Origin of the sequence: Enterobacter sp. Bisph1, assembly GCF_000814905.1 — a bacterium.
Taxonomy (GTDB): Bacteria; Pseudomonadota; Gammaproteobacteria; order Enterobacterales; family Enterobacteriaceae; genus Kosakonia.
The window spans coordinates 83,567-98,066 of the sequence record NZ_JXAG01000030.1; the positions used below are offsets into that span (position 1 = coordinate 83,567).

Annotated in this window: 12 protein-coding genes; 7 read left to right on the forward strand and 5 right to left on the reverse strand. The window is 53.5% G+C overall.

The genetic code is table 11. From position 1 onward, the window contains the following. Positions 1-43 precede the first annotated feature (43 nt). A complete protein-coding gene (locus RW65_RS05700; RefSeq protein ID WP_039055716.1) occupies positions 44-325 on the forward strand; it encodes a YjcB family protein in 282 nt (93 codons plus the stop codon). Positions 326-794: 469 nt separating this feature from the next. Next, positions 795-3,500, forward strand: coding sequence for a cation-transporting P-type ATPase (locus RW65_RS05705; protein WP_231564361.1), 2,706 nt, complete (start codon positions 795-797; stop codon positions 3,498-3,500). Between the two features lie 80 nt (positions 3,501-3,580). Here RW65_RS05705 and RW65_RS05710 read toward each other — a convergent pair whose 3' ends face one another. The 4 genes from RW65_RS05710 to RW65_RS05725 form a co-directional block, all read right to left on the reverse strand. Beyond that, the gene (locus tag RW65_RS05710; RefSeq protein WP_039055718.1) at positions 3,581-4,402 is read right to left on the reverse strand and encodes an ABC transporter permease; all 822 of its coding nucleotides are present in this window, start codon (positions 4,400-4,402) and stop codon (positions 3,581-3,583) included. Next, positions 4,399-5,232, reverse strand: a complete 834-nt coding sequence (locus RW65_RS05715) for an ABC transporter permease (RefSeq protein ID WP_039055719.1) — start codon at positions 5,230-5,232, stop codon at positions 4,399-4,401. Before RW65_RS05715 ends, RW65_RS05710 begins: the two co-directional genes overlap by 4 nt. 63 nt (positions 5,233-5,295) lie before the next feature. Continuing rightward, positions 5,296-6,444, reverse strand: coding sequence for an ABC transporter substrate-binding protein (locus RW65_RS05720; protein WP_039055720.1), 1,149 nt, complete (start codon positions 6,442-6,444; stop codon positions 5,296-5,298). A gap of 37 nt (positions 6,445-6,481) precedes the next feature. Continuing rightward, complete coding sequence (locus RW65_RS05725) at positions 6,482-7,465, reverse strand: ABC transporter ATP-binding protein (protein ID WP_039055721.1); 984 nt, start codon at positions 7,463-7,465, stop codon at positions 6,482-6,484. Between the two features lie 153 nt (positions 7,466-7,618). On the opposite strand from RW65_RS05725, the gene RW65_RS05730 reads away from it, so the two are divergent. Genes RW65_RS05730 through RW65_RS05740 form a run of 3 tightly spaced genes read left to right on the forward strand, consistent with a single transcriptional unit; the run spans position 7,619 to position 10,165 of the window. Next, complete coding sequence (locus RW65_RS05730) at positions 7,619-8,374, forward strand: MBL fold metallo-hydrolase (RefSeq protein WP_039055722.1); 756 nt, start codon at positions 7,619-7,621, stop codon at positions 8,372-8,374. Beyond that, positions 8,371-9,387, forward strand: a complete 1,017-nt coding sequence (locus RW65_RS05735; RefSeq protein WP_039055723.1) for a LacI family DNA-binding transcriptional regulator — start codon at positions 8,371-8,373, stop codon at positions 9,385-9,387. Before RW65_RS05730 ends, RW65_RS05735 begins: the two co-directional genes overlap by 4 nt. A 10-nt stretch (positions 9,388-9,397) precedes the next feature. Further along, on the forward strand, positions 9,398-10,165 hold the full coding sequence (locus tag RW65_RS05740; protein WP_039055724.1) for an inositol monophosphatase family protein: 768 nt from the start codon (positions 9,398-9,400) through the stop codon (positions 10,163-10,165). A 9-nt stretch (positions 10,166-10,174) separates the two neighbouring features. On the opposite strand, the gene RW65_RS05745 is transcribed toward RW65_RS05740, so the two are convergent. Beyond that, the gene (locus tag RW65_RS05745) at positions 10,175-10,528 is read right to left on the reverse strand and encodes a cupin domain-containing protein (RefSeq protein ID WP_039055725.1); all 354 of its coding nucleotides are present in this window, start codon (positions 10,526-10,528) and stop codon (positions 10,175-10,177) included. A 340-nt stretch (positions 10,529-10,868) separates the two neighbouring features. Here RW65_RS05745 and RW65_RS05750 point away from each other — a divergent pair, with 340 nt between their 5' ends. Further along, entirely contained in the window at positions 10,869-12,128 is a 1,260-nt protein-coding gene (locus RW65_RS05750) for an inverse autotransporter beta domain-containing protein (RefSeq protein WP_039055726.1), read from the forward strand. Positions 12,129-12,363: 235 nt separating this feature from the next. After that, positions 12,364-14,241 (forward strand): inverse autotransporter beta domain-containing protein, encoded by a 1,878-nt coding sequence (locus tag RW65_RS21395; protein ID WP_052250279.1) that lies wholly within the window; start codon positions 12,364-12,366, stop codon positions 14,239-14,241. The last annotated feature ends 259 nt before the right edge of the window (positions 14,242-14,500 follow it).

The window sequence follows — 14,500 nt, forward strand, 5'->3', positions numbered from 1 at the left end:
CGCCTGTCCGCACGCTATTCGGTTCTTTCTGAGGATTGTTTTCATGGCTACCCTTACCACCAGCGTCGTGCTTTTTCGCTGGCAGTTACTGAGTGCAGTGTTGATGTTTATGGCCAGTACGCTGAACATTCGTTTCCGTCGTGCTGATTACATTGGGCTGGCAGTGATCAGCAGCGGCATCGGTCTTGCGGCAGCATGCTGGTTCGCCACCGGTCTGCTGGGTATTACGCTAATGGATATCAGCAAGGTTTGGCACAACCTGATGGTGGTGATGGAAGAGATCTCACAGCAGACTCCTCCGCAATGGCCGATGGTCATTACCTGATAAGCGAGCGCCTGCGGGCGCTTTTTTATTGCCTCCCCGTCTTAATTCATCCGCGCCGCTTATATATATTCAACTTTAGATTAGTTGCATGATTATCAATATTTCCGTTTTCCCTGTGCTTTATTTGTCATGTCTTTCATTGAATACAATTGTTTTGTAAAAACATCGCAGATTTCGTTTTCTTAACTCACTCTTTTTATCACTTATTGCCAATAAAAAAGAAAATATCACCGAATTTATATCCATAAAAATCAATAACTTAAAATAAAAATATTTCACAAACCTATTTATATCTGATAATTACAAATATTCATTAATAATCTTTTTAAACTAAAATGACTGCCAGTGAATAAAATTTCTCTCAGCGGAATAGCATTGACCAAAGTCAAACTACAGGCTCTTATAATTCTCTAGGATGCACAGGAATGACGTTAGCAAAATAATTTTATTATTTCGAAGGAATTTTACCTTGACCAAAATACCCCACGACGGCATCCCGCCTGCGACGGAAAAACCATGGTATCAATTATCATGCAGTGAAGCGCTGGAGAAACAAGAGAGCCAGCTCTCCGGTTTAAACCGACAGGACGCCAATGAACGACTGGCCCGCTATGGCGCCAACCAGCTGCCAGAAAAAGTCGGTAAACCCGGCTGGCTGCGCCTTCTGGCGCATTTCCACGACGTATTGATTTACGTGCTGCTCGCCGCCGCCGTGTTAACGGCGGTGATGGGGCATTGGGTCGATACCCTGGTTATTCTCGGCGTGGCGGTGGTCAACGCCCTGATTGGCCATATTCAGGAGAGCAACGCGGAAAAATCCCTGAAAAGCATCCGCAATATGCTCGCCAGCGACGCGGTAGTGATTCGTAGCGGCCAGCATGAAACGGTGCCGACACGGAATTTAGTGCCGGGGGACGTGGTTGTCCTGCGCGCAGGCGATCGTATCCCGGCGGATTTACGCGTGCTGGAAGCGCATAACCTGCGGGTGGAAGAGGCGATCCTCACCGGCGAATCCACCGTAGTGGATAAAACCACGGCGGCGCTGGAGGGTGAGCTGCCGCTGGGGGATCGTAAAAACCTGCTCTTCTCCGGCACTACCATCAGCGCCGGTGCCGGGCTTGGGCTGGTTATCGCCACCGGCGCCGGGACGGAACTGGGTCATATCAATCAGATGATGTCGACGATTGGTAAACACCGTACGCCGCTGCTGGTGCAGATGGATAAGCTCGGCAAAGCCATCTTCTCGCTGATTATTGTCATGATGGCCGCCCTGTTTTTCTTCAGCCTGTTGCTGCGCGATATGCCCCTTGGCGAACTGCTGCTGTCGCTGATTAGCCTTGCCGTCGCGTCGGTACCGGAAGGTTTACCGGCGATCATTTCCATTATTTTGTCCCTCGGCGTGCAGGCAATGGCGCGCCAGAAAGCGATTATCCGTAAACTGCCCACGGTGGAAACCCTCGGCGCAATGTCGGTTATCTGCTCCGATAAAACCGGCACGCTGACGATGAACGAAATGACGGTGAAAGCGATTATCACCGCCGATGGCTGTTATCGCGTGGATGGCAACAGCTACGAGCCGCTGGGGGATATTCATTGCGAAGGCAGCAATGCCGTGCTGCAAATCGCCGCAGGCAGTGTCGTTGAGCGTTATCTACGTACCATTGATTTCTGTAATGACAGCATGCTGGTGCAGGATGAGCAGGGTCACTGGGGCATTACCGGCGGGCCAACGGAAGGCGCGCTAAAAGTGTTGGCCGCCAAAGCCGCCCTGCCGACCGTCGATGTACAGCTGCGCAGCAAAATTCCCTTTGATTCCCAGTACAAATATATGGCGACGCACCATCGGGTAGCGGGCGAGGAGCAGATCCTTGTCACCGGCGCGCCGGATGTGCTGTTTATCCTCTGTCAGCAGCAGCAGGTCGCCAACGGCGTTGCCCCCTTCCAGCGGGATTATTGGGAAGCGGAGATGGCACGTTACGCGCAGGAAGGTTTGCGTATGGTCGCCGCGGCGTGGAAACCCACGGATACGCAGCACGGCGAACTGACGCATAACGATCTGCACAATGGTCTTATCTTCCTCGGCATTGCCGGGATGATGGATCCGCCGCGCCCGGAAGCAATAGAGGCGATCCGCACCTGCCAACAGGCGGGGATCCGCGTGAAGATGATCACCGGCGATCATCCGCAAACGGCAATGAGCATCGGCGGCATGTTAGGCATTGCTAACAGCGATCATGCGGTTATCGGCAGCGATCTGGAAAAAATGGACGATACCGCGCTGGCGCAGGCCGCCGTACAGTACGACATTTTTGCCCGCACCAGCCCGGAGCATAAGCTGCGCCTGGTAAAAGCGCTGCAGGAGAAAGGCGAAATTGTGGGCATGACCGGCGATGGGGTGAATGATGCCCCGGCGCTGAAGCAAGCGGATGTCGGTATCGCGATGGGCATCAAGGGCACGGAAGTGACCAAAGAGGCGGCCGATATGGTGCTGACGGACGATAACTTTGCCACCATCGCCAGAGCGGTTAAAGAGGGGCGTCGGGTTTACGACAACCTGAAAAAAACCATACTGTTTATTATGCCGACCAACCTTGCGCAGGGGCTGCTGATTGTTATCGCCCTGCTGGCAGGCAACGTCATCCCGCTGACGCCGGTACTGATTCTGTGGATGAATATGGCGACTTCTGCAACGCTCTCTTTCGGGCTGGCCTTTGAAGCCGGAGAGCGCAATATTATGAACCGTCCACCGCGCCGGGTGAATGAGAACGTGATGGACAACTTCGCCATCTGGCGCGTTGCCTTTGTCGGCACGTTGATTGCCGCCTGCGCTTTTACGCTCGAAGCCTGGCTGCAACCGCGCGGCCACAGCGCGGAGTTTATCCGTACCGTGCTGCTGCAAACGCTGGTCACCGCGCAGTGGGTCTATATGCTGAACTGTCGCGTCGCCAACGGCTTCTCGTTGACGCGCGGTCTGCTGAAAAATAAAGGCATCTGGCTGGTCAGCGGCATCCTGTTACTGCTACAACTGGCGATTATCTACCTGCCGTTTATGCAGATGCTGTTTGGCACCGAAGCCCTGCCGCTGCGCTACTGGGGCGTTACTTTCGCTGTCGGCGCGCTGCTGTTCGCCATTGTTGAATTAGAAAAACCCCTCACCTGCAAATGGCGTAAATAACCACTCTGCCCGGCAGCGCTGCGCTGACCGGGCATCCACCTTTTCTTAGCACCCCGCCCTTTTAAAGCCTTTTAACCGCGCTATTTGCCCAGCCTTGACAGCATTTCCGGGCGCAAAAACTTATGGATAACCAGCATAAACAACACTGACGGCACCAGCAGGATCAGCGCGGTGATTGACGAGACCTGGTAATTGCCCGACATGCTGGCGGTATAGAGCAAGATGGGCAGCGTTGTGATATCCGGCGCGCCGACAAAGAAGGTGGCGGTAAACTCGTCCAGCGATTCAAGGAACACAAAGATGCTGGCGGCAATCAGCCCCGGTGCGGCCTGCGGCAAAATAATATGGAAGAAGGTATACACCGGTCCGGCACCCAGATTACGCGACGCGCGTGCCAGCAGCGGATCGAGGGCGGAGAAGGCCGCCACGCTTATCCAGATCGAGTACATCAATCCGTGCACGCTATGTACCAGCACCACCCCTGCCACGGTGCCATTCAGCCCCCACTGATAAAACAGCCGCGCCACGTTCATATACACCGTCAGGTTGGGAAAGGCCTGCGGAATAAGGAACAGCAGCATAAAGAAAGCACGCCAGGGCATTGAGCGGTGGGAGAGCGCATAGCCTGCCGGCACGGAAATCAGCAGGCAGACGATCACCGCCAGCACGGCGATCAGCACGCTGACCGACAGCGATCCCGACACATCACTGTAGGGGCTAAACACCTGGCTCCAGTATTTCAATCCCCACTGGCTCGGCAAAGTGTGCGGAAAGAACCAGCTCTCCGCCACCGTCCAGATAAGCAGGTTTAGCAGCGGGCCAAACAGCGCCAGCACCAGAAATGTGAGCAGCAGGGTTTGCAGCAGAAAACTGCCGCGCAGGGTCTGACGAAAGACATTCATGATGCGGCCCCTTTTGCCTGCAGGCTATGGCGCAGATAGAACCAGGAGAGTGCGGCGCAAAGCAGATAGGAAATCACCCCCATCGCGTTGGCAACGGGATAATCCCCGTACGAGTTGACGCGAAACGCCATATCGACGGTCATCATGGTGGGCGTACCGGTACCGATCATCAGCGGCACCGACAGCACCGACATCATCGTGACCGTCGACAGCACCATCGCCACACCAATCGTCGGCAGCACCTGCGGCAGAATAATGTCCAACAGAATACGCAAGCGAGAGGCACCTAAGTTTTTCGCCGCCAGAATATGCGATTGATCCACCGCCGACATCGCGCCGGATATCAGCAGCGTGGTGAAGGCCATTTGCTTCCAGACGAAGGTAATAATGATCCCGCTCCAGCCCAACAGCGAGGTGGTTTCCATCGGCGTCAGCAGTCCGCTCGCCACCAGCACATTATTCATCAGGCCATTTTTGGCGAGAAAGGTGCGCATCATCTGCGCGGTGACAATAAAGGGAATAAATAGCGGCAGACGGTACAAAAACGCCAGTGCTTTGACGATGCCGCGAAACGGCGACAGGACAATGACAGCCGAAATCGTGATCGACAGCAGCGCAAGGATCGCCAGCGAAACCAGCACGATCAGCAAGGTAAAAACAATATCGTTCGAATAGAGGGTAAACACTTTCTCAAAGTGCGCCAGCGTCAACAACTGCGTGTCGCTGCTAAAAGCCGAAAGCAAGGAAAAACCGAGCGGCCAGAGGAAAAACACCGCTATCAGCAGCGTCGCCGGGCCAACCAGTAAAAGATATTTTAAGGCGTGTCGCATGGGAAACCTGACTTGTCACAACCAAAACGGGGCCGGGCAGATAGCGCCCGGCACCCTTCTCAATCAGTTCGAAACCTGACTCTCGTAACCCTCTTTGATGTCATCAAAGTAAGGGGTTAGCGGGAAACTTTTGCCATTTTTGGCCAAATTATCCGGCGCGATCTCAGCAAACAGCTTTTGCCATGTGGCGCTGTCGAGCTTCTCTTTGACATATTTGGCGTCAATGCCCGGATACCAGTTAAACTGCTTCACAATGCCCTGCGCCTGTACATCCGGGCTGGTCGCCAGCGCAATAAACTCCTGCGCCAGTTTGGCCTGCGCCGCCTGCTTCGGCACCACGTAATACATCGGCTGACCCGGCATCCCCGGCGAAATAAGCGCCAGTTTGATTGATGGCGGCACTTTGCCCTGATCCTTCCAGCTGTAAAACATATCCACCCATACCGGCCCCATGGTAATTTCACCCCGGCTCAGCATATCCAGCGTCCCGGCGTTGCCCGGCGTAAAGGTGACGTTTTTATTGAATTCCTTAAGCTTTGCGAACGCCTGGTTCCAGTTTTTTTCTACCCCTTTGTCATAGGGCTGCGCCGATAAGCGCGCGGCATCGGTGCCGTAGGCATAGATCCAGCCCACCACAAAACTCACGCCGGACATACCGTTTTTGATGCCGTTATAGCCAAAAGCCTGCGGATTTTTCTCGGCCCACTGCACCAGTTCGTCATAAGATGACGGCGGCGTTTTGACCAGCTCGCTGTTATAGGCAATCGCGGTCTGGCTTAAAAACATCGGCATCACATAGCCGTCGACATTAACGCCGAGGGCATTTTTCGCGCTCTCTGAAGTGACCATCGAACCGGTATTAATCTCCTGGCGATACTTTTCCAGCAGACCTTTTTCCACCAGTTGCCCACCGGCAGCCTGGTGGACTACCGCAACGTCCATATCCCATGTTTTTGCGCCGCTCTGCTGCTGCGCCGTCAGTTTTTCAACGATTTTGTTCGAACCGGCATCCCCCGGCCCGGTGCCGACGACCTGCACTTTTACCCCCGGATGGGCGGCTTCAAACTTCGGCCCAAGCCAGGTTTTAACGTAATCCACCATATTTTGATCGCCTGCCGTCGCCACATTAAGCACCGTTTCGGCGTGAGCGGCCTGTGCGCCATACGTCAGCGAAAGGGCGGCGATGACAGCAAGTTGTGTTTTTACGGACATGATCTATCCCCTGCAAAAGAGTGTGTGGTTGGCATAATTAAGGCGTTGCAAAAACATGCAGCGCCGCTTCCGGCACCTGCAAAATCACCGGCGTTCGCGCCGGCCAAAACTGCGTAGAATCCGCCAGCAGAACTTGCCCATTGCAGCGCACGCTATGGCGATACTGATGACCAAGAAACGCGCTCTCTTCGACTACGCCGTCAAGCAGCAGCCCTGCCCGTTGCGGCGTGGATAAAGAGGGGAAAATGGTGACGTCGGAACTGCGGAAAAAGAGCGTTTTGCCCGGCTCATCACCGTGATGGAGGCAGTTATCCGCGCCCATAAAATCGGCGACAAACGGCGTTGCCGGGCGGTGATAGATATCTTCCGGCGTGCCCAGTTGTTCAATACGCCCGTTATTCAACACCGCGATGCGATCCGCCATCACCAACGCTTCTTGCTGGTCGTGGGTGACGATCAGCGAGGTAAAGCCGAGCTTTTTTTGCAGGGCTTTAATTTCATGGCGTACGTTGAGGCGCACTTTGGCATCCAGGTTCGACAACGGCTCATCGAGCACCAGCACATCCGGCTCAATAGCTAATGCGCGCGCCAGCGCCACGCGCTGGCGCTGGCCGCCGGAAAGGGCGGTGACTTTAAAATCGGCATAATTTTCGAGGTTGACGATTTTTAATAATTCCTGCACCCGCACGGCAATCGCCTCTTTTTTCCAGCGTCGCACTTTCAGGCCATAACCAATATTTTGCGCCACCGTAAAATGGGGCCACAGCGCGTAACTCTGAAATACCATGGTGATATTTCGCTGCTCCGGCGTACTGTGGGTAATATCGCGGCCATTAATAGCAATCGCGCCAGATTTCACCGGGATAAACCCACATAACGCATTGAGCAAGGTCGTTTTCCCGCAGCCGGAAGGCCCCAGTAGCGCGATCATCTCGCCTTTTTCCACCGCCAGATGAATATCGTGCAGGACGATATTTTCGCCATAGCCAATTTTCAATTTCTCAATCTGCAAATAACTCACAGCCGTTCCTTTGTTTCGCTTTTTCTTTTCTCAATGAACACGTGTTCATTTATTTGTAAAAAAAATGCAACTTTGCAGCGACATGATGTGAGCCTACTTTGTCGTCTATTTGTGACAGTTTGATTAAGTGCGCAATAATTTTGGTGGGGCGAAATGAAAATAGATGTTCTCGGCTGCGGTAGCGCTTTCTCGTTGCAGCAAAACACCTCGGCAATCCGCGTTTTCGATGAAAATCAGCAGTTGTTGATCGATTGTGGCCCGACAATCCCGCGCGCGCTCTGGCAGCGCGGCGGCGATGTGAACGATATCGACGCCCTTTATTTCACCCATATACATCCGGATCACTGCAGCGGATTGACGGCCCTGCTGAACTTCTGGAAAAGTTTCCAGCGCCAGAAACCGCTTATTATCTGGGCGCAGCGTGAACAGCGCCCGGTGCTGATGCAGCTGGCAAACCTCGCCAACTGGCCGCAAACCAGCCTCTGTTTCGATATTGAGTGGCGCGACAGCGAACCCGCCTGGCAGTGGCAGGGATGGCAGATGCACACCGCGTTTACCCATCATGAACTGCCGAATCTTGCCCTGCGCATTGAGGCGAACGACCAGACGCTGTTTTACAGCGGGGACGGGCGTCCAACGCCACAGAGCATTGCACTGATGCATAACGCCGATCTGGCGTTTCAGGAGTGTGCTTCGGCAACGGCGCTGCCCGCGCACGCCTCGCACGGCGATTTCCCCGGCTGCCTGGCGCTTTATGAACAGTTGCATCTGCCGCGTCTGGGGTTGTATCACTGCAACGATGCCGCCCTGCCCGCCCTTGAGCTGGCCTGCACGCCCTGGCCGGGGCTGTTTGTCAGCCGCGATGGCCTGGCTTTTGATCTTAGCCGCCGGGCGGAGGGCTGCGCTTGAGCCCCTCGGTGCGTAAACAGGCCATCACCGCGCAGGATGTGGCGACGCGCGCTGGCGTCTCCCGGGCGGTGGTATCGCGCGCCCTGAGCAGCAACGGCAGTATTTCGCCAGCGACGAAAGAGAAAGTGCTGCGTGCAGCGCAGGAGCTGGGCTACCAGGTCAACTTTCTTGCCCAGGGACTTAACCGCCAGCGCAGCCATTTGATTGGCGTAATCGTGGCGCGTATTGGCGATCCGTTTCGCAGCAGCCTGCTTGAAGGCTTGCTGCACGAAATTCAGCGCCGTGGCTATCAGGCACTGGTCACGGAGATCACCGGTGAACAGGATTTGACGGCTACGCTGCGCCGTTTTACCCAGTTTCGCGTGTCGGGAGTGATCGTCACGTCCGGGCAGCCGCCGCAAGAGATTGTTAACGAGTGCGTAAGCCAGCAGATCCCCGTCGTCGGCATTAACCGCCCGCCGGATATTCCGCTGGTGGATTTTGTCTGCTCCGATAATCACGCCGGTGCGCGTCAGGCCGCTGAACAGCTCTATCGCTCCGGCTGCCGCCGTTTTGGCTGGCTCAATCACGCGGGTTCGACCTGGGCCGGGCTGCAGCGCGGCGAAGCTTTTTTGCAGGCCTTGCAGCATTCAGGCGTGGATCCACGCGATATCTGTCGTTTTGACGCGTCTGTTGAAGGGTACGGCGGCGGCTTGCAGGCGGCGCAAACCTGTGAAGCGGTACCGGACGGCATCTTTTGTGCCAACGCGCAGCTGGCCTGCGGTTTTCTCGACGGCATGCGCCTGCGCGGTAAAGAGGCGCCGCGGGATTTTCATCTGATAGGCTTTGATAACACGCCGCAGAGCGGCCAGCTCAGTTACCGGTTAACCACGCTGCATCAGGATGTGGCGGAAATCGCGCGCCGCGCGCTGACGCGTCTGCTGGAGCGGGCAAAAAATCCCTTACAGCCTTCCCGCGTTGAGTGGGTTAAGGTGGAAATGATTCATCGACAAACATCGCCACAGATTGGCTAAGAGTTCAGATATGACAGAAGAGTTTACCGATGCGCTGTGTGCGCTGATTCGTCGCCTTGGTCAGCAGGCGAAAGCGCTGCGTAATAGTGGGCTAACCATTGAACAAAAAGGCCGCCAGGATTTTGTCTCGCAGGCGGATGTGTATGTCGAAACCGAACTGCGCGCGTGGTTGAAAGCCGAGCGCCCGCAGGATGGCCTGCTTGGCGAAGAGCGCGGGCTGGAGCCGGGCAGCGACGGCGTTTGGGTTATCGACCCGATTGATGGCACCACCAACTTTATTCTCGGCATGGATTACTGGTGCATCTCCGTGGCGTATGTACGGGGCAGCACGATTGCGCTGGGGGTGATTTATGCTCCCGATCGCGACGAATTTTTCTTCGCCGAAAGCGGTAAAGGATCGTTTTTAAACGGCAAGCGCTTATCTATCACCGATCCCGCGCCGGATGCGATAGTGCTCGGTATTGGCCGTTCCAGCCGCACCTCTGCGCGCGAATATACGCAAACCATCGAAACCCTGTTTGAGCACGGTGTGGAGCACCGCCGCTTTGGCGCGGGCGCGCTGATGCTGGCCCATGTGGCCGCGGGCCAGGTACATGGCTACTTCGAGGCGCATCTGCACAGTTGGGATGCCCTTGCCGGGTTGGTTATCATTAAAGAGGCGGGCGGTATGCACAACAATTTTCTTGCCAATAACGGACTCACACAGGGCAATAACGCCTGGGCTGCCAGCCCGCAGGTTTGGCAGCGCCTGCAACCGTTGCTGCTGCCGAACGGTTAACGCCAACCCTTACGCGGGCCGCTCATCGTGCGGGTATTCGTAATGCACCGCCAACCAAAGGGTTGGCGGTTGCGCCTGGGTCCAGTTCACCCGGTGGCGGCACTGGGCGGGAATATTGAGCGCATCACCCACCTGCAGTACGCGCTCTTCGGCTTCCCCTTCCAGTTGCAAACCCGCGGCACCCTGCAAAATTAACACCCACTCGCTTTGCGGCTGGCAGTACCAAAAATCGGGCGGGCTGGCCTGGCCAGTCGAGATAATACGTTCGATTTTAAGCCCCGGGCGTAGAAGCACATCTTCAAAAGTTTCCGCTTCGCCCGCCTGCGCGGTGGCAGGAAAATCCCGTAACAGATTAGTCAGCATCAGTTTTACTCCCGTCGGCCATTTCTCCGAGCATAGCAGAGTCGGTTATATTACCCGCCCCGGGGAACTCGCCTTTTTTATGTATAAAAGGATTTTCATCGCACAGAAAACGGCGGGTGTCTGCTAAAAAAAGTCATGGCATTTAGATAGCGGTTAATTACTGGTTTAACCCATGCTCGCCGCCAGGAAGATAAATAACGCAGCAAAAATAGATTTGTGTAACGCTTCCTGGTGAATAGGGATATGACCTTAATAGTGGAACATCGTTAACCCCTGTATTATCCGCCTTCACGCCGCCCCCTGCTTCATATATATCATTTAAACTAATGGAAGAGTCAGAGTGATTATTTATAAATCCCTTTTTGCCGCGCTAATGTCCTGCGCATTATGCCACACGGCTTTCGCGGCGAACGCCATCATTAATTCACAAGATGAGACACAACTGGCGCAACCTGCGAAAAAAGTCAGTTCCGGCGGTAGCGCCGCCCTGACAGATATGGCCGCTGGCTATTTGGTTACGGAAATTACGCCCTGGCTTAACCAGTTTGGTACGGTGCAAATTGAGGCTGCTATTGATTCACAATATGAATTGAATTATGGCGCATTCGATATGCTGATCCCGTTTTATAATGTCAGTGAGAAAGTGATATTTACGCAGTTCGGTGTTCGCCAGCAGAACGAGCGCATCACCGGAAATGTGGGCTTCGGCCAGCGTAAGACATTAAACAACGTGCTAATAGGTTATAACGTTTTTTACGATCATGAATTTACCACCCGGCATTTTCGCCTCGGTGCCGGCGTTGAAATGTGGAGCGAATACCTCAAACTCTCCGCCAATGGTTATTACGGCCTCGCTGAATGGAAAATATCCGCAGATAACCCAGGCTATGATGAACGTCCGGCCAATGGATTTGATGTTCGCGCCGCAGGCTATTTCCCCTCTCTGCCGCATTTAGGTGTAAACCTTTCTTATGAAAATTACTCCGCCGAGGAGGGCATATTCATGATTGGGCAGTCGAAAAAGAGAACGTTCAGCGTCTTTACGGCGGGCTTAAATTTTACGCCATTCCCTTTGCTGACGATAGGTGCTGATTATCGGGCCGGGCAAAACGATCTTAGTGAAGCCCTCGTTTACGCCCGGATTACCTATCGTTTGGGTGTACCGTTAAGTAAACAATTAAGCATTTTTCAGGTGACGAATATGCACGCACTGCCGGTGACCCGTCTCGACCTGGTGAATCGTAATAACACCATCATTAAATCTCATCGCAGCTTTGATTCTGTGATGATCTGGATGCCCTCTGAAATCGAAGGCGAAATCGGTACCGAGACGATTGTTCCCGTCAGTATCTCTTCCCATTACTCCATCGATCGCCTTATCTGGGGCGATAAAGCCTTTATCGCTGCCGGAGGGAAGATCAGAAATTTAGGTTCGCAGCGCTATGCGTTCACCTTGCCGAAAAAAGTGGGTAGCTGGGTAATCAGCCTGCAAGCGATAGATAGCCAGGGCAACCTGTCAAATAAGGCCTCAATAAAGGTTGTTACCACTGAGGAAGAGGAACCGGATAAACCGGCCATCGCGCGGTTTATCGCCCGGTAATCACTAATCCGCCAGCGCCTTCATCAGAAGGCGCTGCTTCTCTTGTTAGCCCCCCATCAAAGCCCTGCCTGTTTTTCCCGCTCTGACGACACCACCATAACGGCAAACCTATGTTCTGGACGGGAAGTACTGACGAAAACGGATCTCACCTCAACGCGGAAAACCGTTGCCCGCTGTATTTCTGCCCTCCCGGAAACATTTTAAATTTCAGACAGTTAATTTTAATGGGCAAGTCATGGCGAATATTCATCACTGTTTTTTAGCGACGGCAATATCCTGCGTCTTAAGCCAGATAGCTTTCGCGGCAGATACCGTAAACACCTCGAAAGACGGCACCGAACTGGCGCAGGCGGCACAGCGTATCGGTTACGATAAAACCAATGCGCTGGGAGGGCTGGCGGCCGGTTATGTGGTGTCGGAACTGGAACCGTGGCTGAGCCAGTTTGGTACCGTGCAGATTAATGCCGGCATGAATTCCCTGACCGAACTGAACAACAGTTCCCTCGATATGCTGCTTCCGCTCTTTTCAGGCCAGCATAGCGTGGCATTTACGCAGTTTGGTCTGCGTAAATATGACGATCGCGTGATGGGTAACCTGGGGCTCGGCCAGCGTCACTTTTTCAGCGACTGGATGGTCGGCTATAACGCTTTCTACGACCACGATATCACCGGCAGCAACCGCCGCTGGGGCGCCGGGGTTGAGCTGTGGCACGATTACAGCAAGCTTTCCGCCAACGGTTATTTCCGCCTGTCGGACTGGAAAGCGTCCAGCGTGCTGCGCGACTATGATGAACGTCCGGCCAACGGCGGGGATATCCGCTATGAAGGGTATCTGCCCTCACTGCCGCAGTTAGGCGGCAAACTCGCTTACGAAAAATATTTCGGCGACGAAGTGGCGCTGTTTGGTAAAAACTCGCGGCAAAAAGATCCCTATGCCATCACGGCAGGCTTAAATTATACGCCGTTCCCGTTGCTGACCCTTGGTGTCGATTACCGCACAGGCAAAGCCGGTGAGCAGGATACGCAGGTGTTTGCCCGTGTGAATTATCGCCTCGGCGTGCCGTTTGACAAGCAGACCAGCAGCGATCTGGTTCCCGGCCTGCGTACACTCTCTGCCAGCCGTCTTGACCTTGTCGAGCGCAATAACAATATCGTGATGAGCTACCGCAAGCAGGAAGAACTGCAACTGCAGCTGCCCGATAAACTCGAAGGGCAAACCGCAGCGGAGATCGCCTTTCAGGCGGTGACGGTTTCCCGCAATCCGATTGAACGTATTATCTGGAATGACGCGGCGTTTGTTGCGGCGGGCGGCAAAATCAACAAGCTGGATAATGAAGGTCACTTTACGCTGACGCTGCCGGCCACGGCAGGTAACTGGGTGATTAGCGGCCAGGCGGTGGATAATCGCGGACGGGTTTCCAATACCGAAAATATGCAGGTTATCAGCTATTCAGACAGCACACCGACACCGGACAAAGCGGTGATTAGCGATGTTCATATGCTGGTACCCGGCAATGCGATTTTGGGCGATGGCTATGGTGCTCTAATTTATGGTGCGAAAATTGATGCTGCCCATGCCGGGGAAAGTATTAGCTGGAAATTAAAATTTAATATTACAACATCTTTCGGTGACGTTATTCCATTTGAATATTCAGACGATGTGCGTAGCGATTTGAATGGTGATATTAAAGTTATTATTCCGGTTAGCCAGCTTGTCAATTACTCGATGTACACTGCTGGTGACTTTGAGTTTTCTCTTCAGCCAGAAAATGGCGATGGTGTTATGACTAATGAGGGAAACATAAATTTGCAAATCATACAGGTGTATAATTCCACTATCGTTTTGGATAAAAATTATTTTTCTCTTCCCCAAAATGGAAGTGATGTCGTTAAGGCGAACTTATCTAACAGAAATGGGCCAATGAATCATAAAGATGTCTATATTGATAGTAACTGCTATGATTGTACGTTCGAACATGGACCCAGTGATGAAAATGGTGATGTCGAAATAAAGGTCATCAGTGGAAAAACGCCAGGAAACTATAAATCGCTAGTAATGCTCGACAAATTTTCGCCATCCAATAAAGTCGAATTTACCTTTACAGTAAATTAAATATCGCACTCTTCCTTTTATAGAGATACGATAAAATACGAGAGTATGCGGCGTTTTATCAGTCACGATAAAGCGCCGCTCTTCGCTCGACAATATTCTCTGCAGATAAACGAGAAGTATCTGCATATCGACAATCAGACTTCAGCAATGAGTACGTTAACCACAGATTGGTTAATACTGTCCGACAAACAGGGATATGATAGATCACGTCGCAACGGGTTTTCTGTTTCCCGATACTTCCAGTAGATATGAACCCTTC

Excerpts from the sequence above, each read along its gene's own strand:
- RW65_RS05700 (WP_039055716.1), top strand. The coding sequence starts at position 44 with ATGGCTACCCTTACCACCAGCGTCGTGCTTTTTCGCTGGCAGTTACTG.
- RW65_RS05710 (WP_039055718.1), bottom strand. The coding sequence starts at position 4,402 with ATGAATGTCTTTCGTCAGACCCTGCGCGGCAGTTTTCTGCTGCAAACC.
- RW65_RS05715 (WP_039055719.1), bottom strand. The coding sequence starts at position 5,232 with ATGCGACACGCCTTAAAATATCTTTTACTGGTTGGCCCGGCGACGCTG.
- RW65_RS05720 (WP_039055720.1), bottom strand. The coding sequence starts at position 6,444 with ATGTCCGTAAAAACACAACTTGCTGTCATCGCCGCCCTTTCGCTGACG.
- RW65_RS05730 (WP_039055722.1), top strand. The coding sequence starts at position 7,619 with ATGAAAATAGATGTTCTCGGCTGCGGTAGCGCTTTCTCGTTGCAGCAA.
- RW65_RS05740 (WP_039055724.1), top strand. The coding sequence starts at position 9,398 with ATGACAGAAGAGTTTACCGATGCGCTGTGTGCGCTGATTCGTCGCCTT.
- RW65_RS05745 (WP_039055725.1), bottom strand. The coding sequence starts at position 10,528 with ATGCTGACTAATCTGTTACGGGATTTTCCTGCCACCGCGCAGGCGGGC.
- RW65_RS21395 (WP_052250279.1), top strand. The coding sequence starts at position 12,364 with ATGGCGAATATTCATCACTGTTTTTTAGCGACGGCAATATCCTGCGTC.